Here is a 25,643-nt window from a genome sequence, read left to right as displayed (position 1 = left end):
GAGGGGGAATTGCATGCTGGAGATCGTACAAGCGGGCGGGTGGCTGATGCTGCCGATCCTGCTGTGTTCCGTACTGGCCGTGGCCATCGTGCTGGAGCGGCTGTGGACGCTTCGCCGGTCGCGCGTGGTGCCGCCGCGCCTGCTGACCTCGGTGTGGGAGCAGATGCGTACGCAGGGGCTCAAACTGGACGACATCCAGCGTCTGCGTGCCGGTTCCCCGCTGGGGGCGATCCTGGCCGCGGGCCTGGCGACCCATGACCGCGCCCGCCAGATCACCCAGGAGAGTATCGAGGAGGCGGGCCGCCGCGTGGCCCATGAACTCGAGCGCTACATGAACACCCTGGGCACGATCGCGATGATTACCCCGCTGCTTGGCCTGCTGGGGACCGTGGTCGGCATGATCGAGGTGTTCACCGTGATCACCGAGATCGGCGTTGGCAGCCCGCGCGACCTCGCCGGCGGCATCTCCCAGGCGCTGATTACCACGGCCGCCGGTATTGGCGTGGCGATTCCCGCGCTGGCCTTTCATCGCTACTTCCGCGGGCATATCGACGAACTGGTGCTGGAGATGGAGCAGGAGGCCACCAAGCTGGTCGAGGTGATCCATGGCGAGCGCGAGGCCGGTGCGACCGAGGGCGGGGCGAAGGCGTGAACTTCCGTACGCCGCGCCGCCAGGAAGAGCCGGGCGTCAACCTGACGCCGCTGATCGATGTGGTGTTCCTGCTGCTGATCTTCTTCATGGTGTCTACCACCTTCGACCAGCACGCGGACATCGAACTGACCCTGCCCTCGGCCGACCGCGAGGCCGAGGCGGTGGAGCGTGCCTGGATCGACATCGTCGTGGACGCCAACGGCAACTACTTCATCAATGGCCAGGAGCTGATCAACCGCCGCGCCGAGACCCTGGAGCGGGTACTGTCCGAGGCCCGCGAGGGCCGCGAGGACGACCCGGTCCTGATCCGCGCCGACGCCAATGCCAGCCACCAGTCCGTGGTGCGCGCGCTGGACGTGGTCGGCCGCCTCGGGATCACGTCGGTCTCCATCGCCACCCTGGGTGACGGCGCCGATGACGACTGAGGCCCAGCACCCGCAGCACTTCGACTCCGGCTGGACGGTCTATCGCCGCCTCCTGAGCTACGCCTTTGTCTATTGGCCGCTGCTGGCAATCGCTACGGTCGCGATGCTCGGTATGGCGGCGACCGAGGCCGGCTTCGCCGCGCTGATGAAGCCGTTGATGGACGAGTCCTTCGCCGAAGGCGAGGGGCATCCGCTGGTGCCGTGGATTCCGGTCGCGCTGATCGGGCTGTTCCTGATCCGGGGCGTGGCCGAGTTCGGCTCCGTCTACGCGATGCGTTACGTGGGCCGGCAGGTGGTCAAGCGTCTGCGCGAGGAGTTGTTCGACCGGCTGCTGCACATGCCGGTGCAGCGCTTTCAGGAACAGAGCAGTGGGGAACTGATCTCGCGGGTGACCTACAACGTCGAGCAGGTGGCGACGGCCGCCACGGACGGGTTCAGTACGCTGGTGCGGGACACCCTCACCATCATCGCGCTGCTGGCGTGGATGTTCTGGCTGACGCCGAGTCTCACGCTCACCATCCTGGTTATCGCGCCGGTCATGGCCATCCTGGTGCGGGTGGTGACCAAGCATTTCCGGCGCATCTCGCATCGCCTGCAGTACAACATGGGCGACGTGACCCATGTGACCCAGGAGGTGATCGAGGGGCACCGGGTGGTGCGCATCTTCGGCGGCGAGACCTACGAGCGCGGGCGCTTCGAGGACATCAACGAGCGTAACCGACGGCTGCACATGCGCATGGAGGGCATCAAGGCCGCCTATACCCCGACCATCCAGTTCCTGGTGGCGGCGGTGCTGGCCTTCGTGATCTGGGTGGCGACCTCGGATTTCGGCGATGACACCGTGACAGCCGGGACCTTCGTCTCTTTCCTGACCGCGATGTTGCTGCTGCTGAGCCCAATCCGCCGGCTGTCGATGATCAACGCGACCCTGCAGCGCGGGATCGCGGCGGGGCAGAACATCTTCGCGGTTCTGGACGAGACCCCGGAGCGCGATATGGGTCACGTACCGCTGCACCGTGCCGAGGGTCAGCTGGTCTTCGAGAAGGTGGCGTTCCGCTACAGTCCGGAGGGCCCGGACGTGCTGAAGTCCATCTCCTTCGAGGTGAAGCCGGGCGAGAACGTGGCCCTGGTGGGCCGCTCGGGCAGTGGCAAGACTACACTGGTCAATCTGCTGCCGCGGTTCTATCACCCCACCGAGGGGCGGATCCTGCTGGATGGCCACGACCTCGAGACCATCCGCTTGCGCGATTTGAGGCGGCAGATCGCCTACGTGGGCCAGAACGTTACCCTGTTCGCGGATACCGTCGCGGCCAATATCGCCTACGGGCGGCCCGAGGCGACCGAGGCCGAGATCCGCGAGGCGGCGCGGGCGGCGCATGCACTGGAATTCATCGACCGGCTCCCGCAGGGCATGGGGACGCTGGTGGGAGAAAACGGAACCCGGCTGTCCGGCGGGCAGCGCCAGCGCCTGGCGATCGCCCGTGCGCTGCTCCGTGATGCCCCGATCCTGATCCTCGACGAGGCGACCTCCGCGCTGGACAACGAGTCCGAACGTCAGGTGCAGGCGGCCCTGGATGCGCTGGTGAGTACCCGAACGACCCTGGTGATCGCTCACCGCCTGTCCACGGTCGAAGGCGCCGACCGCATCCTGGTGATGGACAATGGACGTATTGTCGAGAGCGGGCGCCACGACGAGTTGATTGCCCGCAGCGGGGTCTACACGCATCTGCACCGTCTCCAGTTCCGCGAGGAGGTGGGGGATGGCGGTTGATGCCCGGGGCTACGGGGATCGTCCGCTCCCGGTCTGGCGCGCGACCTGGCGGGACTACCGCCACGGGAACGGGAGTCGGGCGCGGGCTCGCCGGGGCTTTCTCACGCCGCCTGATGATCGCGGGCGGCTGATCTGGATCAAGGCCGGCGGCAGCCCCGAGGACGTGCGCCTGGGGATCGAGCTGCTTGGCGCGGTGCGCGACAAGCGCCACGACGTGCGTATCGTCCTGACCTTCGAGCAGGATTACCCGGAACTCTTCGAGCGCCACATGCAGGCGTTCCGCAAGGTGGGCGTGGGCTATGGCCCCTGCGACCGGCCGCGCGTGGTGCGCCGGGTGCTCCGGCGTTTCCAGCCCCACGGCATCCTGCTCGCCGGTGGCCGCGCGCCCGCGAACCTGCTGCAGGCGGCCGAAGTCCCGGTGATTGCGGTCAACTCGGCGCCGCCGACGCGGGCCGTGCGCCCCGTGGTGCGCCACTGGCCGGTTGATCCGCCGGCCGCGGCGCTGTGGCCGGAAGGGGCGTTCGCGCAGGGGCTGTTGCCGGCCGATCCACAGGCGCGCTTCGTCGAGGCCCAGGCCGATGTGGTCCTGCGTTCGCTGGTCGGTGGCGAGGTGGAGCGCCTGTGGTGGTGGCATGGCACGACGGGGCAGTGGCCCGCATGGCGTGCGGCCTGGGAGGCCTCCGGATTCGGGCGCAGTGACATCCTGCTGGCGAGCCTGCGCGAGGATGCGGGGGCGGCCGAACTGCCGGACGCGGATCTCGCGGTCTCGAGCTGGGATCGCTCGGCACTGGAACCAGGGACGATCCTGCATCTGGATGACCGGCGCTGGTTTGCCGCCGCGGCCAGCGCGGCCCACGCGGTGCATCTGGCTGCGCCGGATCGCCAGGCCCTGTGGCAGGGCCTGGCCGGCGGGGCCGCGGTGAGCCTGGGCGAGACGCCGGCCGCCGCGGTGCCCTGTCCGGTGCTGGACGAACCCGCCGCGGTGCTGGAGGCCTGGCAGGGTCTGCGCGACGATCCGGCGGCTCGGCGCCAGCAGGGCGATGCGGCACGCCGGCGTTTCTGGGAGGAGCGGCGGCAGGTGGACGCGAACTTCGATTCCGTTCTGCAGCAGGTCTGGGACTGGTAGCCATGGGCTCGCTACAGGCATGGCTCAGTGCCCGGTTCTGGGACCAGTGGAACCATCGCGGACCGTTCGCGGCCGCGATGTTTCCCCTGTCGCTGATCTATGCCGGTCTGGCCGAGTGGAATCGCCAGCGCCAGGAGCAGTTGCGGCGCGAGATCGCCATTCCGGCGAAGGCCGTAATCGTGGTGGGCAACCTGACACTGGGCGGTAGCGGGAAGACCCCGATGACGGTCTGGCTGGCGAAGCGTCTGCGCGCGGCCGGCTATCGGCCGGGGATCGTCAGCCGCGGCTACGGGGGACGCGGGGACGTCGCCGGGATTGCGGTGACGGCCGATTCGGACCCGGTCGTGGTGGGTGATGAGCCGTTGCTGATCGCGCGGCGTACAGGCGTGCCGGTGCAGGTGGACCGTGACCGGGTGCGCGGCGCGCGAGCCCTGACCGATCAGGGTGTCGATGTGGTGATCGCCGACGACGGCATGCAGCACCACCGGCTGCCACGCGACATCACCATCCTGATGGTCGACGGGAGACGCCGGTTCGGGAACGGGCTTTGCCTGCCGGCGGGCCCGCTGCGGGAGCCCAGGCGGGCCCGCGAGCGGGCCGACTTCGTCATCGTGACCGGTGGCGAGCCGGAACCCGGCGAGATTCCGATGGAACTGGTCCCGGCGAGCCGCCTGCAGCGGGTCGACGGGGCCGAGGAGGCGCGCAAGCCCCACCGCTTTGCCCGGCGCGACGCCCACGCCATTGCCGGAATCGCCGACCCGGAGCGCTTTTTCCGTACCCTGGAGGAGGCGAAGATCGGTATCATCCGGCATCCGTTTCCGGACCATCACCGCTTCCTGCCGCACCAGATCCGGTTCGACGACGAATTGCCGGTTCTGATGACGGAGAAGGATGCCGTAAAATGCCGGTCGTTTGCGCAGGATAATCATTGGTACTGGCCGATCGCGGCCCGGTTGCCAACCACTTTCGAGCCGGCACTGCTCGCGCGTCTGGAAACCGTCAGCCGGCTCAAACACCTGGGGTAATGCATGGACAAGCGTCTGCTCGATATTCTGGTCTGCCCGGTCACCAAGGGTCCGCTCAAGTACGATCGCGAGAATCAGGAGTTGATCTCGGTCTCCGCCGGCCTCGCCTACCCGATCCGCGATGACATCCCGGTGATGCTCGAGGATGAGGCGCGGGTCCTCTCCGAGGACGAGAAGGAACGCTGGCGCGAGGTCTGAGCGTCCACATGACGGGCTTTGTCGTGGTGATCCCGGCCCGCATGGCCTCCAGCCGGCTGCCGGACAAGCCGCTGGCCGCGGTGGCCGGGCGCCCGTTGATCGCGCACGTAATCAGTCGTGCCCAGGAGAGCGCCGCGCGGCGTGTGATCGTGGCCGGGGATGACGAGCGCATCCTCGACGTGGCGCGCCAGTGCGGGGCCGATGCCTTCCTTACCGACCCTGCGCTGCCCTCGGGTACCGACCGCATTGCCGCAGTCGCCGCGTCCGAGGGCTGGGGCGACGAGTCTATCGTGGTCAACCTGCAGGGCGACGAGCCGCTAACCCCGGGGCCGCTGCTGAACGACCTGGCGGCCCTGCTGGAACAGAACCTGCAGGCGGACATGGCCACGCTGGGTGTCCCGATCCGCTGCGCGCAGGACCTGGCGGACCCCAACCAGGTCAAGCTGGTGACGGACCGCAACGGGCGGGCCCTGTACTTCTCCCGTGCGCCCATTCCCTGGGACCGCGAGGCCCGGCGTGCCGGGCAGGCGCCGGCGCTGGAGCAGGCCACCCGTCACCTGGGGCTGTATGCCTACCGGGCCGGTTTCCTGCGGCGCATGAGTGCCGAGCCGCCGTCGGCGCTGGAGCGGCTGGAACAACTGGAACAATTACGCGCCCTGGACATGGGTGCCTGGATCCAGGTCGGGCGCCGCCCCGAGGCCCATCCGCCCGGCGTCGATACCCCCGAGGACCTGGACCGCGTGGACGCCTTTCTTTCGGGCACGGCCCGCGTGTAACGCGCAATCGGGCCTCTACCGCTCGCCTGCGCGGACGCCAGCTCGCAGGTGAAGGGATCGTTGCGGAGATTCCGGTTCCGTCAGGACCGGGTTCGGGGATCACGCACCCAGTCGCCTATTGGTTGTCGGGGTGGGTCGGGTCGAGGGCGGCCAGCAAGGCCTCGTGCTCCAGTCGCGCATCCTCGATCTCGTCGAGCACCCCGTCCACGTCGGGGGTCTCTTCGCTGTGCTCGAAGTGCCCCGTCAGGGGTGTTTCCGGCGTCAGGTCACCGTTGGCGAACAGGTCCCACATCTCGTGGGCGTACTGCGTCTCCAGCAGCGTGGGGTCCACGCGGCCGAAGGTTGCGCGCATGTTGTTCACGTCCCGCTGCAGCATGCGGAATGCGTTGTTGTTGCCGGCGGCGTTGACGGCCTGGGGGAGGTCGATGATGACGGGCCCGTGCGCGTCCACCAGCACGTTGTACTCGGACAGGTCCCCATGGATCAGGCCGGCGCACAGCATGCGCTGGATCTGGCGGATCATGAATGCGAACCAGGTGCGAGCCGTCTCGAGGTCCAGTTCGACTTCGTGCAGCTGGGGTGCGGTGTTGCCTTCGGCGTCCAGCACCAGTTCCATCAACAGGACGCGGTCGAATACGCCGTAGGGGACGGGCACTCGAACGCCCGCGTCGGCAAGGCGGTAGAGCGCCTCGACTTCCGCGTTCTTCCACTGGGTCTCCTCGACCTCGCGGCCGTGACGCCCACGTCGGGCCATGGCCCGCGCATCGCGGCTGCCGCGGACCTTGCGGCCTTCCTGATACTCGGCCAGTTTGTGGAAGCCGCGATGCTTGGCTTCCTTGTACGCCTTGGCACAGCGTGTCGCACCCCCGCTGCGGACGAGGTAGATGTTCGCCTCCTTGCCGCTTTGCAGCTGCCCGAGGACGGTATCAATGACGCCGTCTTCGACCAGCGGCTGGAGCATCTTGGGGATTTTCATGAGCGCGTACGGGGTTGGCGAAACGAAAGACGCCGACCTGGGGAGAACCCCGGAGGCCGGCGTCGTGCGTTCCGAAATGGTTGGGTCAGGGCAGAAAGACCTTGGGCTTGCGCTTCTCCGCCTTGGCGGCGCGTTTCTCCATCAGTGTCTTTTCGGCCTTCTTCTTGCTGTCGCGCTTACGATCCATGGTCTTCATGGGGTGGGTCCTCTGGGGCGCCGGACGGGTCATCCGACTGATTGCGTGCCCGTTTCTGCTGGCGTTTTTCTTCCTGCTTGGCGGCTTTCTTCAGCTCGCGCTGGCGCTTTTCGTATTGGTAGTTCGGTTTGGCCATAGGGCAGCAGGGTCTCCATCGGGGTGTCGCCAGCGAGGCGGGGTCACGAAGCGTTGTCTCTCCACAATAGCACCGAAACATCGCCGCAGGGGGGAGCGCACGCAGCAGCGCAAGGCGGCGCCCGGAGTTTTCGTCTCCGTGCCGTTCAGGCGGGCGGGTGCAAGCCGGCTTGCAGGGCGCGGGCCAGGGCCTGGCCTTCGGTGACGGCCCGCTCCGGTGTGGTGTGGTGTGGTTTCAGGGTCGCGATGGCGCGGTGTTCGAGTTCGGTTTCGGTCAAGACCGGGTTCGGGTCGATATAGCCGTTGTCGGTGAGCCATTCGGACAGCCGTTCGCGGGCGCTGGTCTGGAAGCGCTTGACCGTACCGTTCTCCAGTTCGCCAAGGAGCTGTTGGCCGTCGCCATTCAGCTGGCTCGCCAGGTCGGAGACGGCGTCGATGAAGGTCGCACTGACCGCCTCGGAGGCCTCCAGGGCCGCGCGGTCCACCGGGCGGCCGCGACCCTGGCGCCAGGCGCGAATCCAGGCGCGGGCGGCCTCGCTACGGGCCTGAAGCATCTGGCGTTCCGCGTGGTCCAGCAGGGAGTCGGCGGGGCCTTGCAGCAGGGACTCCAGCGCGCCCAGGCGATCCACTCTCAGCTCCAGCAGGCGCTGCAACAGCTCCAGACGGTCGCGCAGCAGGTGAAACAGATGGATGCCGGCCGGGTCCTGCCAGGGGGCGATCAGCGGGACGCCTCCGATCCGCTGGGCGTAGTCCTCGGGCGAATCGTTGCCGGGGGCGGGTACCGGTTCGGTTTCCGGAAGGGTCAGCTGTTCGGGGCTCCCCAGCGTTTGCTGTCCCCAGCGGCGTGCGGCCAGGTCGATGATCTCGACGCTGGAGTCCTGTGCCTGCCAGTAACGGGCATCTTCGGGCTGGGCGGTCAGGTAGAAGACCTGTCGGCCGGCCTCGTGGGCCAGTGCCTGCAGGCTTTCGGCCACCGCCCGGAAGCGGTCCGGGTCCGCCGTGCCCAGCGCCTCGTCGAGGATGAGCGGGAGCGCGCTGCGGCCGCGCTCGGCCTCCAGCGCAAAGGCGATGCGTACGGCGAGCAGAAGCTGCATCCGCGTCCCGCTGGAGAGTTCGGTGAGCGCGCGGGTCGCCCCGCTGGCGGTCTCGCGGGCGCTGAATCGGGCCGTGGCATGGGGCGAGAACTGAAGTTCGTATTGATGGCGAGTGAAGCGCTGGAACCACTCCCGGGCCTGACGCAGGGCCGCAGGCTGCACCGCCTGTTCGTGTTCCATCTCGACCTGGTCCAGCAGAAAGTTTCCGGCCGTGGCAAACAGGGCCTGGTCGAGGCGCTCGCTCAGGGCGTCGCGGGCGAGTTCGCGGCGGGCGCGGGCGGATTCCAGCTGGCGTTCATGGCCGGCGCGGTCGATGGCCGCTTCGATGCGGGCGATCTCCTCGCTCAGTCGGTCGCGGTCCGCCGCCTGGTCGCGCAGGGTCTGAAGTTGCGATTCCAGGGGCTCCGTGGCATCGGCCTCGACCGCCTCCAGCAAGTCCGGGCGGTCCTCGAGGTGGCGGCGGCGTTCGCGCTCGCGTTCGCGCACATTACCCAGTTGCACGCTCAGTTCCTGCCAGTCGGGCCATAGGCGCAGCCTCTCGCGCAGGGTCGATTCATCGTCGTTCTCCAGGCCGGCCGCTGCGTACAGCGCGGCGATCTGCTCTCGCGTGCGGTTCGTGTCCGCTTGCAGGCGTTCGAGTTCGCGCTGGGCGGCCTTTTCCTCGCGCTGCGCGGTGTCCCGCGTCTGCAGCCGGGCGGCGAGACGGTCCAGGCGCTGAGCCAGGGTATCCGCCGAAGGGGCGGGGTCCGGAGGGGCCGCGGCATACCGGGCGAGAAAGGCCATGACGGGTGCCCGGGTCGCCTCCAGCTCGGCTGTCAGGCGTTCCTGCTCTGCCCGTGCGGTGTTCACGGCCTGGCGGGCCCGGTCATGGTTCGCGGTCAGGTGGATCCAGCGTTGCAGCGAGGCATCCATGCAGGCGGGGTCGAAGCCGACCTGCTTGGCAATGTCACTCAGGCGCGCCTCTTCCCGGTCGCGGGCGGCGCGCCGCTCTTGCAGTTCGCGTCCGAGTCGAGCGCGGCGCTCCGCCGTTCGTCGCGCGGCCTCCGCAGCTTCCAGGTCGCGCTCCAGGTGGGCCAGGCGCTCGCGGACCGCGTCGGTCTCCCAGTCCGTGGGCGGCTCCAGACCGGTATCGCGGAAGCGTGCCTTGGCCGCCTCGCGGGGTATGCGGTCGGTCGCCGGACGAGCGGCGATGTAGGCGCCCCAGGCGACCGGGAGCGCGAGTACGGCGAAGGCGGGGTGTACCAGCACCGCCGCGGTGCCAATGGCGCCGCTCGCCGCGAGCAGGGCGATCCCGGCGGCGAACCGGCGCAGGCCGGTCCAGGGGGCGGGGAGCGGAGACCCCAGCCAGTGCAGCAGCTCGTCGCGGCCGCGGCGCAGTGTGTCGGGGGTGGGCAGGGCGTCCTCGGTCGGAGGCAGGGAGGCGAGTTCGTCTTCCCGTTGCGTGATGCCGGCCTGCAGCCCGCGCAGGGTCTCCAGGGACTGTTCCACCCCGTGGAGCGTGGCGGGGTCCAGGGCTGGAGCCGCCTCTGGCGTGCCCCCCAGTTCTTCGGTTGCCTGGCGCAGTGTTGCCTGCGCCGCGTGCAGCTCGCTCGTCGCCTGTTCCAGCCCCCTCTCCAGCTCCAGCAGCCTGCGTGCCACGGGGCGTTGATCGTCCACGGAATCCGTATGCAGCTCGGAGTCCGCCAGGCCAGCTTCCTCGCGGCGCTGACGGGCGTCCTCCAGGCGTTCACGGGCCTGTTGTTGTTCGTGTTCCAGGCGCCGCAACTCGTCCTGGAGCGGGGCGAGGCGTTGCAGTTCGTCGCCACGGAGTGCCTCCAGGCCGGGAGGCAAGGCCGCCATCCGGGTCTCCAGATCCCGGTGTTCGCGGCGGGCCCCCAGCAGGTCCAGGGCGCGTGCGTACTGATCGGCCTCGTGGGCGGCGCGCTGGGTCTGCTGGCGTTGCGCTTTCAGGTCGGTCAGGCGCTGTTCGTCGTGCTGCAGGCCGCGTTGCTGCTGACGGCGCTCGCGCAGTTCCTGTTCCGTGGCCGTCAGCGCCTGAGACTCGCTGCGGGCATGGGTCGTCTTCAGGCTCAGTGCGGGATCGTCGCGCAGGGCGGGCAGGTCGTAGCCGCCGGCCAGTTCGCGGGCCAGACGCAGGCCGATCTCCTGCTCGGTGCCGTGGTCGGCGTTCAGCAGGTCCTCGATGCGCAGGGTGTAGCAGTCGATGAAGCGATGATCCGGCAGCGGGGGCGCTTCGACGCGTTCGCCGTTGCGGGACCAGGACAAGTCGGTCCCCAGCCGATGGGCCTGTAACGGGCCCTGGGCATCGACGAAGGTCGCCTCGATGTGGACTCCGGTCTGGCGCAGTTCCTGGGTATACAGGGCGGCTCGCAAGGCGCGCACCAGGCTCGATTTTCCGGACGCGTTGGGCCCGATGGCCACGTTCACGCCCGGCCCCAGGGCGTCCAGGCGGAACCCCGGATGGATGCCCGGCAGACGGACGATATCCAGTGAGTCCAGTCTCATGCGGCCCTCACGCTTCGCTCTCGCGCTGGAGCAGCAGCCGGTCAAGGGCGTGCAGGGCGGCCGCTTCCAGGTGGCGGGCGATCGCCTCGTCATCCGGGACGTCGGGGGCGAGGGCGCGATAGCGCGGGTCATGAATCACTTGGGCGAGCGGGTCGCGGGCCTTCTCCAGGAGTTCGCTGCGGGCCGCGTTATCCGGGCCTTGCAGCAACTGCAGCTTGCGGGCCAGCAATGCGGCGGGATCGCTGCCCGCGGCGAGTTCCGCCAGATCCAGGGCGGGCAGGGCCTCCAGGCGCCAGTCGTGGACGAAATACAAACGGCCGCCGAGGTCCTGCGGTGTGGTGCGCGGGTCGTCGGCGTGCAGGCTGCGCTCCAGCGCGTGGCGCTGATCGCTGCGCCCGGTAAAGCGCAGGCGGCAGCCGACGGCCGCAGGTCTGTGGCTCCAGGTCTCCAGCTCGGTATGGAGGGCTTCCAGGGCCTCGGTCACCCGCCGGTGGATATCGGCCGCTTGCTGCAGGCCATCCACGGCGATCTCGAGGGTATGCCAGTACAGCGGTGCCAATGGAATCTGCTCGATCGCGAGGTCGCCGCCCGGGGTGATCTCGAGACACCAGGGGCCATGGCGGCCGGGCTCGCCCGGATCCATGCCGCTCAGGGAGCCCAGATAGCCCATCGGCCGGGGCGCGGCGAGTGGATCGGGGCGGTGGATATGGCCCAGCAGCCAGGCCTCGACCGGGGCGGCGTCCAGATCGCTGCTGCGTACGGGGGCGTGCGGGCTGCGGGACTGGTCACGATCACAGTGCAGCAGCCCGACGGTGGGGCAGTCTGTGGGGGCGGGGAAATCGCCTTCCAGCGGATTGGTGGTTACGCGCGCTTCGGGGAACGACCAGCCCGCAATCCGTAGACGCTGATCATCATGGCCGCGCAGCTCGCGGGTTTCCCACTGCCCGCCGGCCCCCAGCAGCTCGAAGGCCGGCAGGGATTCGGCCAGCCGTGGCAGGACCTGGACGTCATGGTTGCCGGCGACGCCGAGTACCCGGATGCCCGCCTCGGTCAGGCGCTCGACGCCCGCCCTCAGGTCACGGTAGGCCTCGTAGAAGTCGTCCTCCTGTTCGACTACGTCGCCGGCCAGCAGCACCGCGTCGATGCCCTGTTCCACGGCGTAGTCGACACTGCGACGCCACGCAGCGGCCGGGCCGAGGTTTACGATGCCGAGCGCCTCGTCCACCGCGGGCGGGATGCGCGACGGCTGTCGGCCCAGATGGATGTCGCCCACGCACAGGAGCTTCATGGACGCGGGGAGGCGGTCGGGATCATGGGCGCAGTTTGGAAGAATCGCGGACTAAAGCCAATCCCGGAGCATGGGATGGACCCGCATCCAATGGGTATCCCCTGTAGGAGGCCAGCCCTCTGGCCGATGCGGGGCTTACCAGCGCCCCATCGGCTAGAGGGCTGGCCTCCTACAGAAGGCGGCGCCGGGTCAGGTTTCGATGCCGAGTTGCCGGGGCAGCTGGCCGAGGCGGCCGAGGGTCAGGCAGGGGCGGGGGTGACCGTGTTCCCAGGGGAGGGATTGCGGGTTGAACCAGGCGGCCCGGAAGCCGGCCTGCAGCGCGCCCAGGACGTCCGCCGTGCTGTCGTCCCCGACGTGCAGGATGGCGTCGGGCTCCATCCCCGCATGCTTGCGGGCCTGATCGAAGATATGCGGATCGGGCTTGGCCGCACCCGCTTCGCCGGCGGCGACGGCGAAGTCGAAGTACTGCCCGAGGGGCGTGCGAAAGACATCCGCGTTACCGTTACTGATCGCGCCCAGGCGGAAGTGACGCGACAGCGTCGTCAGCACACTTTCGGCTTCGGGATAGGGCGTGACCTCGTTGCGTGCCTCCCAGAACACCTGGAAGCCTTCGCTCGAAAGGTGGTCCGGGCAGCAGCCACAGGTCTCGGCCAACTCGCGCAGCCAGCGCTTGCGCAGGCGGGTCAGGTCGTGGCGCTCGTGGTCGGGGGCGGCGCGCATGAAGGTCATGCGCGCCTGGATCAGGGAGTCGGCATCAAAGCGTTCGCAGACCGCAGGGGCATGCTCGCGCAGCCAGGCGTAGAAGCGCGCCTCGGCGTGATGGATGACCGGCATCACCGGCCACAGCGTATCGTCCAGGTCGAAGGTCAGACAGCGGATACGGCCGGGTTCGAACGCTCGAGGTCGAACAGGCTCGCGACGGGGTGCGTGGTTCATCCGTACAAGGGTAGCGTGGAACTGCGACGGCGCGACCATTCGGATAACACCTTTGGGGGTACTCACGGCGTTCGGCCGTCGGAGTGGACTGCTACGCTGGGAAGGAAGCGACGAGGAGGTCTTCGACATGCAAACAACCAACGATTCCGGTGTCTGGCCGCGTTACAGCCGGGGCCAGCGGGTGGTGCACTGGCTGGTGGCGGTATTGGTGCTGGGCGCGCTGAGTCTCGGCGGGACGATTGGCTGGTTCGGTTTCGAGGGGTTGCAGGCGCGCTTCGGCGAGGATGCGACCAACACCCTTTACACCTGGCACAAGAGCTTCGGGGTGCTGATTCTGGCACTGATGCTGGTGCGCATCGGGCTGCGGCTGCGCCACGGGAAGCCGCCCTACGCGGTGGCAATCGCCAGGTGGCAGCGGATCGGCTCGGAGGTGGTGCACGGACTGCTGTATGTCCTGCTGATCGTGATGCCCGTGATCGGGTGGTGGGCGACCGCGGCCGGTGGCTATCCGGTCCAACTGGGGCCGTTAATCCTGCCGGGCTTTTTCCCGGACAACGAAGCCCTCTCGGAGATCTTGTTCGGCTGGCACCAGGCGCTGGGGATGGCCATCTTGTTCCTGGCGCTCGGGCATATCGCGGCGGCGTTCTACCACTGGCGCGTGCGTCGGGATGGCGTGATGCAGCGAATGACCTTCGGTTCGGCTCGGCGCTGATTCCGGGGCGCCGATGCTGCGATTGCTGCTGACCCTTGTTGCGCTGAATGCGGTGCTGCTGGGTCTGGAAACCCCGCGCTACGCGGGGCTCGCACCGTACTGGCTGGCCTGGGAGGCCGTGCTGCTGGTGGGCCTGTTCGTGCTTCTGCCGGCGGGCCGGCTTGCGCGGGGGTTGGCATGGCTGGCGGGCGGGCTCCTGCTGGCGCTGGTGGTGCTGGCGTTGTTCGATGCCCTGACCCGGGCCAGTCTGACCCGGCCGCTCAACCTGATCCAGGACTGGATACTGCTGGATGCGGTGTACCAGTTGGTGACCGGGAATCTCGACTTGCTGGCCACGGTGTTGCTGGCCATCGTCCTGATCGCCGGGCTGATCGTGGTGATCTGGGGGGCGGCTCGGGGCCTGTATGCACTGGGCAGCCGTGCCGCAGGCGCGCGGCGGGTGCCGCTGCCCCTTGCCGTTGGGCTCCTGGCGTTTGGCCTGGTGGGTACGGCCGCCGGCATGCGCGACGTGGCGCCCGCCGGAACGGTCGCGCCGGCGGCCGGCATGGTGCAGCAGCAGATCACGGCGGGGCAGGCGGCCATCGCGGAGAACCGGGCCTTTCGTGCGCGGCTGCAGCAAAGCCGCGAGCAGGCCGGGGCACAGCCGCTGCCGGGGCTCGCCGGGGTCGACGTGATTCTGGGCCTGGTGGAGTCCTATGGCGTCTCCACTGTTTTCGACGAGCGCTATGCGCCCGTGATCGTGCCGGGACTCGAGTCGATCGGCGAGGATCTCGACGCCGCTGGCCTGCACGTGGTGACTGGGGTGCTGGAGGCGCCGATTGCCGGCGGCCAGTCGTGGCTGGCGCAGGCCTCGCTGCTGTCGGGTCTGCAGGTCCGCTACGCCGGGCACTACGACGCGTTGCAGGCCGAGCCCCGCGATACCCTGGTGCAGGATTTCCAGACGACCGGGCACCGCACGGCCATGCTCGCGCCGGCGATCCAGCTCGACTGGCCGGAGGGCCGGTGGTTCGGCTGGGACCGGATCGTGGACAAGCACGACTTCGACTACGCCGGCCCGCCGTTTTTCTGGGTGACCATGCCGGATCAGTACACCTGGTCGTTCTTCGAGCGCGAGGTGCGCGCTAGGTCGGAAGACCCGGTCTTCGCGATGCTGGCGCTGGTCAGTTCGCATGCGCCCTGGACGCCGATCCTGCCGGTGCTGGAGGACTGGGATGCGATCGGGGATGGCGCGATCTTTGACCAGTGGGCCGACCAGGGGCCCGCGCCGGAGACGCTGTGGCGGGACTTTGGTCGCGTGCGCGAGTACTACGCGGAGTCGGTGCGCTACTCGCTTGAGGTCACCGGGGCCTACGCCGCCCGGTTTGCCGACGAGGAAACGCTGTTCTTCATGCTGGGCGATCACCCGGCGGCCGCGCTGATTACCGGTCAGGACGCGAGCTGGGCGGTACCGGTTCACGTGATCTCGGGCGATCCGGAATTACTGGAGCCGTTCCGGGCGCGCGGCTTCGTGCCGGGGATGCAGCCGCCTTCGGAGCAGGCGGAACATGGCTTCGATGCCCTGCGTGGCTGGCTGCGCGATGCATTTGGCGGGGCGCCCGGAAAGGACTGATCGAGTGGTGACTGTCGCGGTTTCTCGAGCCGAATGGCCGGGCCTGGTTAATCGTCTGGTGTTTACGGTGGCTTCTGTCCGGCCGCCTGCCAGGCGCTCTCTCGCGAGCGCACCGCGAGGTACTTCTTTGCTCGTGCAAAGAAGTACCCAAGAAACACGCCCGACTGCCGCGACCCCGGCCCGCTGTGCGGGCCGGGGTTTCCCTCGCTCCGAGGCTTTTCGCGGGCGGCGCTGAACTCGCTGCGCCTGCGGCTCCGCTCAGACATCCAGCGCCTTGAATCCCGCGAAAAGCCTCTCCACTCGGCGCGACGACAACGGGGAGGCAGGTCCAAACAACGGCTATCCCCATGTTCTTGCCAGTGGATGATGGCTAGGTCTTCGAGCATCTTCGGCACGCTCGGCCTGCGGCCGTTGCGTGCCGCGCCCGCGGAGCGGGCGCTGGGGCTTTCGGATGGCTGTGCCTTTGGTCAGGCGGAAGCGTGGGATACGGTCGGTTTTGACCTTCCCCTCCCGTATGGAGCCCCTTGCGGAAGGGTTCTCGGGCCGGCCCGTTTTCTACAAATTCGGGGCGCTGGATGTCTGAGCGGAGCCGCAGGCGCAGCGAGTTCAGCGCCGCCGGCCCGAGGGCCCTGGAGCAAGGTTCCCGGGCGGAATCCGGGTGCCCTTCTTTGGGCACTTTCTTGGGCAAGCAAGAAAGTACCTCGCGGTGCGCTCGCGAGAGAGCGCGTGGCAGGCGGCCGGACGAAGGCACGTAAACACCGAGCGCCGAACCAGGGCCAGCCAGCAACCGGCAGGCGGCGGACCGGAGCCACCGTAAACATCGAACGACGATCCAGGACCAGCCTCTACCAGGCAGGCGATGGCGGAAGCCGGTGGGTCTAGAAGTTTTCGGTGGAGGTGAACAGGCCGACGCGGAGGTCATGGGCCTCGTAGATCGGGCGGCCGTCGACCTTGACGATGCCGTCGCCGATGCCGAGGACCAGCTTGCGCGAGATCACCCGTTTCATGTCGATGTGGTAGGTGACCTTCTTCGCGGTGGGCAGAACCTGGCCGGTAAACTTGACCTCGCCCACGCCCAGGGCGCGACCGCGGCCCGGGTTGCCGAGCCAGGCCAGGTAGAAGCCAACCAGCTGCCACATCGCGTCGAGGCCGAGGCAGCCGGGCATGACCGGGTCACCGGGAAAGTGGCAGGCGAAGAACCAGAGGTCGGGGTTGATATCCAGTTCGGCGATCATCTCGCCCTTGCCGTACTGGCCGCCGTCGCTGTTGATCTCCAGGACGCGGTCCATCATCAGCATGTTGGGGACCGGCAACTGGGCGTTGCCCGGGCCGAACATGTTGCCGTAGCCACAGGCCAGGAGTTCGTCGCGATCGTACTGGTTCTTCTGCATGGGAGCGCCGCTCGGGGAAAAGGCCGGTATTGGACCGAAACCCGCGCGCAAAAGCAATTGCGGCGGGCGTGGTGACGCTGACCGGCCGGTCGTCAGGCGTCGGACGGATACCGTAGCAGTTCCGCGAGGGTGAAGAAGCGATCGCCGCGCAGGTAGCCGGCCTGAATGTCGGCGATCAGGGCACCGGGGCGCCCCTGACCGTCACGCTCGGCGACCCAGGGCGCGGGGACCGTGTCCAGGATGTGGGTGCAGGCCAGGCGGCCGTCTTCCAGGTGGCTGGCATGGACTTCGCCGGTGCGACGGTGGCGGAAGGCCGGAAGCCAGCCGGCGGTAAAGCCGGCGTCCAGCCAGGCGGGGTTCTCGGTGCGGGCCGGCGTGGGGGTCGGCAGGAGGTCGAGGCTGAGCATCGCGAGGTCTCCGGGGATTTAACCGGGGTATCGGCGTGGGCCGGTCAAACTTGAGAGCGGTCCCTGCGTCCAGCGGCAGAAACCGGAACGATTCGACATAATGGTGCAGCGGGTTTCTCGCGCCCGGAGTTGCGCCGGACGCGGCGGGCACGGACCATGCCTCAAAGAACAACAAGCAAGGGGTAGTCGTGGCCGTCACTGTATTGCTGTGGGTACTGGGGGTTGGTGTCGCGATCGTGGTGCTGGACCTGGCGCGACGGCCATTGCGCCGGTTGCTGGTGGGCGTGACGGGCGGGCTGACCCGCCTGGTCTGTGCCCTGCGCCGCCAGGTCCTGCATCTGCGCGATGCGACCCTGCGCTGGCACCATGCGCATCTGGCGCGGCTGGAGGCCGAACGCGTCCATGTCGCGGTCCATGCCCTGGAACGTCGCTATGCCCGCCTGGTCGGCCACGACCTGGCCGAGATCCCCGATTTGCGCCAGCAGGTCCAAGAGACGTTGCGGCAGCTGGAGGACGCCTACGGCCGCGACGAGGGGCGGCTTTCCGCCGAGCCGGGCTGGGTCAGCCGACTTGAGGCCCTGGTTCGTACACCGGTCAGCGATAGCCCGCAGGGGCAGCGCCTGGCGCAGGACATGCAGGAGACGGTCCTGCGGATCGCCCGGCTGGGCATGGAGGAGCATCGGCAGATGGCGCGCGGCTTGTTGTCGGCCCGTCGTCGTCTGGAGGCTCCGCTGCACGAACTCACCGGGCGGCTGGAGCAGGTGCACCGGCGGCTGGCGGACCTGCAGCGCCAGGGCGAGCGCCTGGACAACGGCCTGGCCCGTTGCGAGAGCCGCGACCATCCGGCCCGGCGTCAGTTGCCGGCGTATGCCCAGGCCGGCAGCCAGTGGCTGCTGGGCGCGGCCGGGCTGGTCCTGACCGGGGTCGCGGTGATCGTGTACCAGGGGTTGTTCGACCCGGCCCTGGGGGCGCAGTTGCCGGGGTCGATGGAGACCGGCGGCGTGGCCTTTCCGGACCTGGTGATCGCACTCCTGCTCGGGGTCGCGGCGGTCTGCGGCTGGTTGCTGGCCGAGGCCCGGGGGGTCTCGCGGCTCCTGCCACAGGCCCTGATGGACGGGAGCGAGGGTGTGCGCCGTGGCCTCGTGGTAGTGGCCGCGGTCGCACTGGCCATGGTCGCACTGGTGTCGGGTTTTGGCGGGTATCATCTGGAATGGGTGGCGTACCGGCGGGAGCTGGTGGATACCCTGCTGGCCGGCGGGGATGCCGCGCCCCCGGCGACGCTGGATCTGTTCGAACAGTCGGTGGGCGCGGTTCTCGGGCTGGTCATCCCCCTGATCGTAGCGCTGGCCCCGATCTGGCTGGTGGGTGTGCTGCAGGCGACCCGCGTGATGCTGGGCGGGCTTGTCAGCCTGTTCCTCGCGGTGCTGGCCGGAACCCTGTACCTGCTGGCGGTGACCGCGGTCCAGATCCGGCGGTTGTTGCCGGTGGCCTTTGACCTGGTCACGTTCCCGGCGCGCGCGGTGCGCGAGCAGTTCATGTGAGGTATCCGCCGGGCGTTATGTGAACTGCATCAACCCCTGGCGCGGCCCGGCGCGCGCCCGGCCTGTACCGCTGTAGAATGCAGCGCCGTTGTTCCCGGACGAATCAAGAGATGGCAGCAGACATGACGATGAATGGGTGGCCGATGCGTGCGGTGGTGCTGATCCTGGGCGGGTTGCTGATGGTGGCCTGGACGGGTGCGGCCGCGCAGCAGACACGATACGTCAGCGAGGAACTCGAGGTCGGGGTTCGCGGTGGTCCGTCGAATCAGAACCGTATCGTGAGTGCGGTGCGTGCGGGGCAGCCGGTCACGGTGATGGAGCAGTCCGGTGACGGCTGGAGCCGGGTGCGTCTGCCCAGCGGCAACGAGGCCTGGATCCTGACGCGCTACCTGCAGGACGAGCCGCATTCCCGCGAACGCCTGGCGGAGGTCGAGGCCGAACTTGCCGAGATCCGCTCCGGCGCGGATGACCAGGAGGGTCGGATCGCGGAACTGCTGGATCGGCGCAACGAACTGACCACCGAGCGCGATGAGCTCCAGGCACAGATCACGGACATGGAGGCGGAGCTGGAAGAATTGCGTGACATTGCCGAGCGCCCGCAGGAGATCCAGCGCGAGAACCGGCGCCTGGAGCAGGAGCTGATCGAGGCGCGTGACTCCGCCGACGAGTACCGTCGCCAGGTCGAGGTGATGCAGGCAGACAGCCAGCGCAAGTGGTTCATGACCGGGGCGCTGGTGACGGTGGGTTCCGTGATCCTGGGCATCATCCTGACTCGTATCCCGACGCGCCGACGCCGCAGCGACTGGGTCTGACCGACATTTCGCCAAGGATCGTTCCGAGGAACATCGTGTTTCTTGCGCGGTCCCACCCGAGTCGGTAGGCTTCCGCGACCGTTCGATCCGGGGTTGCACCAAGATGTGCCGATCCAACTCGAGCGGGGCTAGTAGAACCCTACACGCGCGGCGACCGGTCGCGTATATGGCCCGGAACCAAAAGGACTGAGCTGGCCGGATGCTCTACGCGATTCTGTCAACGTTCCTGGTCGCGGCGTTTGCCCCCGCGGTCCACCGCCTGAGCGGCCGTACCAGTGGCTGGGTGCTGGGTCTGCTGCCGGCGGCGCTGTTCGTCTATTTCCTCAGCTTCCTGCCGGCGGTCTCCAGCGGCGAGTCCATCGTGCTGGCCTGGCCGTGGCTGCCCGGGCTGGATATCCAGCTCTCGTTCCTGGTGGATGGCCTTTCGCTGCTGTTCGCGCTGCTGATCTCGGGCATCGGCTTCTTCATCGTCACCTATGCCGGGCGCTACCTCGAGGGCGATCGCGACCTCGGGCGTTTCTACGTGATCATCCTCGCCTTCATGGGCTCCATGCTGGGGCTGGTGCTGGCGGACAACCTGGTCGCGATGTTCGTGTTCTGGGAGCTGACCAGCATCACGTCCTACCTGCTGATCGGCTACAACCACGAGAACTTGGACGCGCGGAAATACGCGTTGCAGGGCCTGTTCGTCACCGTGGGCGGCGGCCTGGCGCTGCTGGCCGGGATCATCATGCTGGCGATGGCCGGTGGTTCCTGGGAGCTGTCCGAGATCCTCAACAATGGCGACGTGGTGCGCGAGCACGCGCTTTACCTGCCATTGCTGATCCTGATTCTGCTCGGGGCATTCACCAAGTCGGCCCAGGTCCCGTTCCACTTCTGGCTGCCGCGCGCGATGGCCGCGCCGACGCCGGTCTCCGCCTACCTCCACTCGGCCACCATGGTGAAAGCAGGCGTGTACCTGATGGCGCGCCTGAATCCCTCGCTGGGGGGGACCGATATCTGGTTCACCACGCTGGCACTGTTCGGCGCGGTGACCATGTTCACCGGGGTCTTCCTGGCCTTCCGCTCGACCGGCGTGAAGAAGGTGCTGGCGTACTCCACCGTGATGGCACTGGGCACGCTGACCATGCTGATCGGGATCGGCACCGAGACCGCATTGATGGCGGCGATGGCCTTCCTCCTGGCGCATTCGCTGTACAAGGGCGCGCTGTTCCTGGTCGCCGGCATCCTCGACCACGAGGCCGGGGCGAAGGACTTCCTGCAGACCGGGGGGCTGCGCAGCGCGCTCCCGGTGACGGCGGCGTTCGCGATCCTCGCGGCACTGTCGCTGGGCGGGGTCATCCCGTTGTTCGGTTTTGTTGCGAAGGAACTGATGCTGGAGGCGGTGCTTGACGCACCAAGCCTGGGCGGCATCCTCGCCCTGCTGGCGGTGCTGACCGCGATCCTCGGGGTCGCGGTGGCCGCGATCGTCGGTATCCGCCCCTGGTTTGGGGCGAAGGTGGATACGCCGAAGACGCCGCACCATGACGCCCCGGTGGCGATGCTCGCCGGTCCGGCGGTGCTCGCGAGCCTGGGCCTGATCTTCGGTCTCGGGCCGGGGTTGGCGGACGAGGGCCTGATCAACGCCGCGGCGGCCAGTGTGCAGGGCACGCCGGTGGACGGCTATCTGGCGTTGTGGCACGGGCTTAACTGGCCGCTGGCGATCTCCGCGTTCAGCCTGGTGGCCGGTGGTGTCCTGTACTGGCGCTGGGAACAGGCGCGCCGCGCGCTGGCATGGGTGGACCGCGCCGCCGAATACGGGCCGGAGAAGGGCTACTTCAAGATGATGGACGGCCTGGTGGCACTGTCCGAATGGCAGACTCGCGTGTTGCAGAACGGCTACCTGCGCTACTACGTGATCGTGATCGTCGCGATGACCGCGGGCCTGGTCGGCGTGACGGCGCAGTTGTTCGACGTGGGTGTCGGGCAGGTCGACTGGGCCGCGCTGCAGATCCACGAGATCGCGATCCTGGCGATCCTGGTCGCCTCCATGCTGTTCGCGGTGCTGACCCGCTCGCGCCTGGGGGCGGTGGTGGCCCTCGGTTCAATGGGCTTTACCGTGGCGCTGGTCTACGTGCTCTACAGCGCCGCCGATGTCGGCATTACCCAGGTGCTGGTCGAGACCCTGACCGTGATCCTGTTGGTGCTGGTGCTGTTCCGCCTGCCGGGCTTCCTGAACCTGTCATCCAAGGCGCTGCGCGTGCGCGATGCCGGTATCGCGCTGGTGATGGGCGGGATGATCACACTGCTGATCCTGAGCACTCTGGATGCGCGCTTGTTCCCCTCGATCTCGCAGTACTTCATCGACGAGTCGGTGCCCTCCGGTTATGGCCGCAATATCGTCAACGTGGTGCTGGTGGACTTCCGCGCGCTGGATACCCTGGGCGAGATCTTCGTGCTCGCGCTGGCGGCGATCGGGGTGTACGCGATGCTGCGTTTCCGCGCGGAGGACCGCCGATGAACATGCACTCCCTGATCCTGCGCACGGCGGGGCATTTCCTGCTGCCGCTGCTGCTGCTGTTTTCCGTGTTCCTGCTGCTGCGCGGCCATGACGAGCCGGGCGGCGGGTTCATCGGCGGGCTGGTCGCGGCCGCGGCCATCGTGCTGTACCTGTTTTCGATGGACATCCAGTCGGCGCGCAAGGTGCTGCGGGTGGATCCGCGCGACGTGCTCGGCACCGGCATGGTGCTGGCCGTGATCAGCGCCATTCCCGGGGTTTTCCGCGGTCAGGCCTTCTTTACCGCCCAGTGGTGGGAGTTCACCGCGCCCCTGTTCGGCGAGATGAAGCTCTCCACCGTGCTGATCTTCGACATCGGCGTGTATCTGGTGGTGATCGGCTCGGTGCTGACCATCATGCTGAACCTCGCGGAGGCGGAGGAATAATGGAAGTCGTCATGGCCTTCGTGGTCGGCGGCCTCTACGCCGCGGCCATCTACATGATGCTGCGCCGCTCGATCGTGAAGCTGGTGATCGGGCTGGTGCTGCTGTCGAATGCTGCCAACCTGCTGATCTTCACCGTGGCCGGCATGATGTCGGGCGCGCCGCCACTGATCTCGCCCGGGGACACGGTGCCCGAGGGGATCGCGGCCGACCCCCTGGCGCAGGCCGTGGTGCTGACCGCGATCGTCATTGGCTTCGGGGTGCTGGCGTTCGCCGTGGTGCTGATCCACCGCGCCTATGAGGTGGTGCAGGCGGATGACATGGACCAGATGAAGGATACCGATCGATGATGATGTCGGTGGCCCTTCCGGTCGTGCTGCCGCTGCTGTTCGGCGCGCTGTCGGTGATGTTCTGGCGCTCGCATTTCGCGCAGCGCTCGCTCGGCGTGCTGGGCACCGGTGCGATGCTGGCCGTCAGCGTCTGGTTGCTGGCCGATACCTGGGAGCACGGGCACGTGGTGATGGAGATGGGCTCCTGGCCCGCTCCGTTCGGCATCGTGCTGGTCTCGGACATGCTGGCCGCGATCATGGTCGTGCTGACCGGCATCATCGGCTTTGCCACCGCGCTCTATTCGCTCTCCGGCATCGGCAAGATGTCGGAGAAGTTCGGCTACTACCCGTTGCTGCACCTGCTGCTGGCCGGTGTGAACGGCGCCTTCCTGACCGGCGATATCTTCAACCTCTACGTGTGGTTCGAGGTGATGCTGGTCGCCTCCTTCGCGCTGCTGATCCTGGGCGGGGAGCGCGCGCAGATGGAGGGGGCGATCAAGTACGTCACCCTGAACCTGCTGTCGTCGATGATCTTCCTGACCGCGATCGGCCTGACCTATGGTCTGACCGGTACGCTGAACATGGCGGACATCGGCGACAAGTTGTCTACGGTGGAGGACACCGGTCTGATCACCGTGATTGCGATGCTGTACCTGGTCGCATTCGGGGTGAAGGCGGCGGCGTTTCCGTTCTTTTTCTGGCTGCCGGCCTCCTATCACACGCCCAAGGTCGCCGTCTCCGCGCTGTTCGCGGGCCTGCTGACCAAGGTCGGTGTGTACGCGCTGTATCGCGTGTTCACGCTGATCTTCAATCAGGACGTGGACTATACCCACGAGATCCTGCTGTGGGTCGCGGCCGCGACCATGCTGACCGGCGTGCTCGGGGCGGCGGCGCACTACGAATTCCGGCGCATCCTGTCGTTCCACATCATCAGCCAGATCGGCTACATGATCATGGGGCTGGCGCTGTTCACGCCGCTGGCGCTGGTCGGCGGGGTGTTCTACATCATGCACCACATCATCGTGAAGGCGAATCTGTTCCTGATCAGCGGGATCACCTTCGTGATGAAGGGCACCCACGAGCTGAAGCAGATGGGGGGCATCTACCGCACGCATCCGATGCTGGGTGTGCTGTTCCTGATTCCGGCGCTGTCGCTGGCCGGGTTGCCGCCGCTGTCCGGGTTCTTCGCCAAGTTCATCATCATCCGCGCCGGTATCGAGGCGGAGGCGTACTGGGCGGTGGCGGTCGCGCTGGTGGTGGGCCTGCTGACGCTGTACTCGATGATCAAGATCTGGGCCGAGGTGTTCTGGAAGGCGCAACCGGAAGGGGTGGAGACGGATGACGTGACTTCCGGCCCGATGATCTGGATGTGGATCCCGGTCATCATGCTGGCCCTGATGACCGTCGCTATCGGTCTGTACGGCGAGCCGATCTACCAGATGGCTTTGATGTCGGCCGAGCAGCTGCTGGATCCGTCGCAGTACATCGAGGCCGTGCTGGGAGAGACGCGGCAATGATCGCCTTGACCTGGAATATCGCGCTGGCCCTGATCTGGGTCTTCCTGACCGGAACCTTCACCACCGGCAATCTGCTGGTGGGGTTCTTCCTCGGCTATGTGCTGCTGGCCTTTGCGCTGCGTGACAAACCGGGTTTTTCCAGTTACGCGCGGCGGGTGCCGAAGTTCATTGCGTTCATTGGCTACTTCCTGTGGGAGCTGTTCCTGTCCAATCTGAAGGTGGCGTATGACGTGATGACGCCGACCCACCACATGGTGCCAGGCGTAATCGCGTTCCCGCTGGATGCCGAGACCGATGGCGAGATCACCATTGTCGCCAACCTGATCTCGCTGACCCCGGGGACGCTGAGCCTGGACGTGTCCACGGACAAGAAAGTGCTGTACATCCACGTGATGTACATCGAGGACCGGGACGAGGTGATTCGCTCGATCAAGTACCTGGAACACCGTGCCCTGGAGGTCCTGCGCTAGCCGCAGGGGATGCAGATGTTCGATATCGCCATCATTGCTGCCAACGTGCTGCTGAGTATCGCACTGCTGCTGGGCTTCTGGCGGCTGTATCTGGGGCCGACGCTGCCGGATCGCGTGGTCGCGCTGGAGTTGATCGCGTCGCTGACCATCGGCTTCATCGCGGTGTATGTAGTGTCCAGCGGGCGGACGCCGTTTATTGATGTGGCCATGGTGCTGGCGCTGACCGCGTTCCTCGCTGCGGTCGGCTTTGCCCGCTATCTGGAGAAAGGGGGGCACCGCGACGATGACTGAGTTCTTTACTGGCCTGTTTCTGGTGGTGGGTGCCGCGTTCATGGTGGTCGCGGCGCTGGGCCTGGTGCGCATGCCCGACCTGCCGATGCGCCTGCATGCCACGACCAAGGCGGGGGTACTGGGGGCCGGTCTGATGATGGTCGGGGTGGCCGTGTACTTCGGCGATGGTGGGGTGACCACCCGCGCGGTGGCGGTCATCGGCTTCCTGTTGCTGACCGCGCCGGTGGCCGCGCACGCGATCGGCCGCGCCGGATACTTCGTCGGCGTGCCGCTGTGGGAGCACAGCAAGACCGACGAACTGAAGGGCCGCTATGACGAGAAGACCCACACCCTGGAGTCGCCTCCCGAGATGCGGGAGCGCTCCGAGGACGACGCACCGCGCTCCTGAGGCGGTGCCGGGGTCTGCGCTCGCGCCGCATCCAGGGCGGAACCGGAGCCCACAAAAAAAGTTCATCGAAGGATACCGGGGAGGTGTTCGACCGCTGAAGGGCATCGTAGTCTCGCGTGGAGCCAGGAAGGACACGGGAGGGAGCGATGCTGGA

General features: G+C 67.7%; 24 protein-coding genes and 1 pseudogene. 19 read left to right on the top strand and 6 right to left on the bottom strand.

Features of this window, described 5'->3' with window-relative positions; translation table 11 throughout:
* The first annotated feature begins 13 nt into the window (after positions 1-13).
* The 7 genes from F817_RS0100655 to kdsB are packed head-to-tail and all read left to right on the top strand — an operon-like array spanning position 14 to position 5,973.
* Positions 14-652, top strand: coding sequence for a MotA/TolQ/ExbB proton channel family protein (locus F817_RS0100655; RefSeq protein ID WP_024325834.1), 639 nt, complete (start codon positions 14-16; stop codon positions 650-652).
* Complete coding sequence (locus F817_RS0100650; protein ID WP_024325833.1) at positions 649-1,077, top strand: biopolymer transporter ExbD; 429 nt, start codon at positions 649-651, stop codon at positions 1,075-1,077. Before F817_RS0100655 ends, F817_RS0100650 begins: the two co-directional genes overlap by 4 nt.
* Positions 1,067-2,848, top strand: a complete 1,782-nt coding sequence (msbA, locus tag F817_RS0100645; RefSeq protein WP_024325832.1) for a lipid A export permease/ATP-binding protein MsbA — start codon at positions 1,067-1,069, stop codon at positions 2,846-2,848. Before F817_RS0100650 ends, msbA begins: the two co-directional genes overlap by 11 nt.
* A complete protein-coding gene (locus tag F817_RS0100640; RefSeq protein WP_024325831.1) occupies positions 2,838-3,974 on the top strand; it encodes a glycosyltransferase N-terminal domain-containing protein in 1,137 nt (378 codons plus the stop codon). The genes msbA and F817_RS0100640 overlap by 11 nt, the downstream gene beginning before the upstream one ends.
* 2 nt (positions 3,975-3,976) lie before the next feature.
* Positions 3,977-4,999 (top strand): tetraacyldisaccharide 4'-kinase, encoded by a 1,023-nt coding sequence (gene lpxK / locus F817_RS0100635; RefSeq protein WP_024325830.1) that lies wholly within the window; start codon positions 3,977-3,979, stop codon positions 4,997-4,999.
* Positions 5,000-5,002: 3 nt separating this feature from the next.
* Positions 5,003-5,197 carry a Trm112 family protein gene (locus F817_RS0100630; RefSeq protein ID WP_024325829.1) on the top strand — a complete coding sequence of 65 codons (195 nt, stop codon included), beginning with the start codon at positions 5,003-5,005 and terminating at the stop codon, positions 5,195-5,197.
* An 8-nt stretch (positions 5,198-5,205) separates the two neighbouring features.
* Positions 5,206-5,973: a 3-deoxy-manno-octulosonate cytidylyltransferase gene (gene kdsB, locus F817_RS0100625; protein ID WP_024325828.1), complete on the top strand. Its 768-nt coding sequence runs from the start codon at positions 5,206-5,208 to the stop codon at positions 5,971-5,973.
* 115 nt (positions 5,974-6,088) lie between these two features.
* Here the strand turns inward: kdsB and F817_RS0100620 are convergent, their stop codons facing one another.
* From F817_RS0100620 to F817_RS0100600, 4 genes are all read right to left on the bottom strand, one after another.
* Positions 6,089-6,949, bottom strand: a complete 861-nt coding sequence (locus F817_RS0100620; protein ID WP_024325827.1) for a PA4780 family RIO1-like protein kinase — start codon at positions 6,947-6,949, stop codon at positions 6,089-6,091.
* A 477-nt stretch (positions 6,950-7,426) separates the two neighbouring features.
* Positions 7,427-10,879: an ATP-binding protein gene (locus F817_RS0100610; RefSeq protein ID WP_024325826.1), complete on the bottom strand. Its 3,453-nt coding sequence runs from the start codon at positions 10,877-10,879 to the stop codon at positions 7,427-7,429.
* Between the two features lie 7 nt (positions 10,880-10,886).
* On the bottom strand, positions 10,887-12,167 hold the full coding sequence (locus F817_RS0100605; protein WP_024325825.1) for a DNA repair exonuclease: 1,281 nt from the start codon (positions 12,165-12,167) through the stop codon (positions 10,887-10,889).
* A gap of 189 nt (positions 12,168-12,356) precedes the next feature.
* On the bottom strand, positions 12,357-13,103 hold the full coding sequence (locus tag F817_RS0100600; RefSeq protein WP_024325824.1) for an HAD family hydrolase: 747 nt from the start codon (positions 13,101-13,103) through the stop codon (positions 12,357-12,359).
* A gap of 127 nt (positions 13,104-13,230) precedes the next feature.
* Between F817_RS0100600 and F817_RS0100595 the strand changes: the two genes are divergently transcribed.
* The 3 genes and pseudogenes from F817_RS0100595 to F817_RS14790 all read left to right on the top strand — a co-directional run bounded on the left by F817_RS0100595 (position 13,231) and on the right by F817_RS14790 (position 16,007).
* Positions 13,231-13,815 carry a cytochrome b gene (locus tag F817_RS0100595; protein WP_024325823.1) on the top strand — a complete coding sequence of 195 codons (585 nt, stop codon included), beginning with the start codon at positions 13,231-13,233 and terminating at the stop codon, positions 13,813-13,815.
* 13 nt (positions 13,816-13,828) lie between these two features.
* Positions 13,829-15,424, top strand: a complete 1,596-nt coding sequence (locus F817_RS0100590) for a hypothetical protein (protein ID WP_024325822.1) — start codon at positions 13,829-13,831, stop codon at positions 15,422-15,424.
* 363 nt (positions 15,425-15,787) lie between these two features.
* A pseudogene (locus F817_RS14790) lies at positions 15,788-16,007 on the top strand (hypothetical protein).
* Between the two features lie 295 nt (positions 16,008-16,302).
* On the opposite strand, the gene fabA reads toward F817_RS14790, so the two are convergent.
* A complete protein-coding gene (gene fabA, locus F817_RS0100585; protein ID WP_018866911.1) occupies positions 16,303-16,815 on the bottom strand; it encodes a 3-hydroxyacyl-[acyl-carrier-protein] dehydratase FabA in 513 nt (170 codons plus the stop codon).
* Positions 16,816-16,907: 92 nt separating this feature from the next.
* On the bottom strand, positions 16,908-17,222 hold the full coding sequence (locus tag F817_RS0100580; RefSeq protein WP_024325821.1) for a hypothetical protein: 315 nt from the start codon (positions 17,220-17,222) through the stop codon (positions 16,908-16,910).
* 203 nt (positions 17,223-17,425) lie between these two features.
* On the opposite strand from F817_RS0100580, the gene F817_RS0100575 reads away from it, so the two are divergent.
* From F817_RS0100575 to mnhG, 9 genes are all read left to right on the top strand, one after another.
* A complete protein-coding gene (locus tag F817_RS0100575) occupies positions 17,426-18,763 on the top strand; it encodes a hypothetical protein (protein ID WP_024325820.1) in 1,338 nt (445 codons plus the stop codon).
* 110 nt (positions 18,764-18,873) lie between these two features.
* Positions 18,874-19,575 (top strand): TIGR04211 family SH3 domain-containing protein, encoded by a 702-nt coding sequence (locus F817_RS0100570; RefSeq protein WP_024325819.1) that lies wholly within the window; start codon positions 18,874-18,876, stop codon positions 19,573-19,575.
* A gap of 199 nt (positions 19,576-19,774) precedes the next feature.
* Positions 19,775-22,075, top strand: coding sequence for a putative monovalent cation/H+ antiporter subunit A (locus tag F817_RS0100565; RefSeq protein WP_024325818.1), 2,301 nt, complete (start codon positions 19,775-19,777; stop codon positions 22,073-22,075).
* Complete coding sequence (locus tag F817_RS0100560) at positions 22,072-22,497, top strand: Na+/H+ antiporter subunit B (protein WP_024325817.1); 426 nt, start codon at positions 22,072-22,074, stop codon at positions 22,495-22,497. The genes F817_RS0100565 and F817_RS0100560 overlap by 4 nt, the downstream gene beginning before the upstream one ends.
* Positions 22,497-22,844, top strand: coding sequence for a Na+/H+ antiporter subunit C (locus F817_RS0100555; RefSeq protein ID WP_024325816.1), 348 nt, complete (start codon positions 22,497-22,499; stop codon positions 22,842-22,844). Before F817_RS0100560 ends, F817_RS0100555 begins: the two co-directional genes overlap by 1 nt.
* Positions 22,841-24,340 (top strand): Na+/H+ antiporter subunit D, encoded by a 1,500-nt coding sequence (locus F817_RS0100550; protein WP_024325815.1) that lies wholly within the window; start codon positions 22,841-22,843, stop codon positions 24,338-24,340. The genes F817_RS0100555 and F817_RS0100550 overlap by 4 nt, the downstream gene beginning before the upstream one ends.
* A complete protein-coding gene (locus tag F817_RS0100545) occupies positions 24,337-24,810 on the top strand; it encodes a Na+/H+ antiporter subunit E (protein ID WP_024325814.1) in 474 nt (157 codons plus the stop codon). The genes F817_RS0100550 and F817_RS0100545 overlap by 4 nt, the downstream gene beginning before the upstream one ends.
* A gap of 15 nt (positions 24,811-24,825) precedes the next feature.
* Positions 24,826-25,101 carry a cation:proton antiporter gene (locus tag F817_RS0100540; RefSeq protein ID WP_024325813.1) on the top strand — a complete coding sequence of 92 codons (276 nt, stop codon included), beginning with the start codon at positions 24,826-24,828 and terminating at the stop codon, positions 25,099-25,101.
* Entirely contained in the window at positions 25,094-25,489 is a 396-nt protein-coding gene (gene mnhG, locus F817_RS0100535; protein WP_024325812.1) for a monovalent cation/H(+) antiporter subunit G, read from the top strand. The genes F817_RS0100540 and mnhG overlap by 8 nt, the downstream gene beginning before the upstream one ends.
* The last annotated feature ends 154 nt before the right edge of the window (positions 25,490-25,643 follow it).

The sequence above is a fragment of the Thioalkalivibrio sp. AKL19 genome, assembly GCF_000420165.1.
Taxonomy (GTDB): Bacteria; Pseudomonadota; Gammaproteobacteria; order Ectothiorhodospirales; family Ectothiorhodospiraceae; genus Thioalkalivibrio.
The sequence above is the reverse complement of the archived record's forward strand: the minus strand, read 5'-3'. Positions and strand labels throughout refer to the sequence as shown.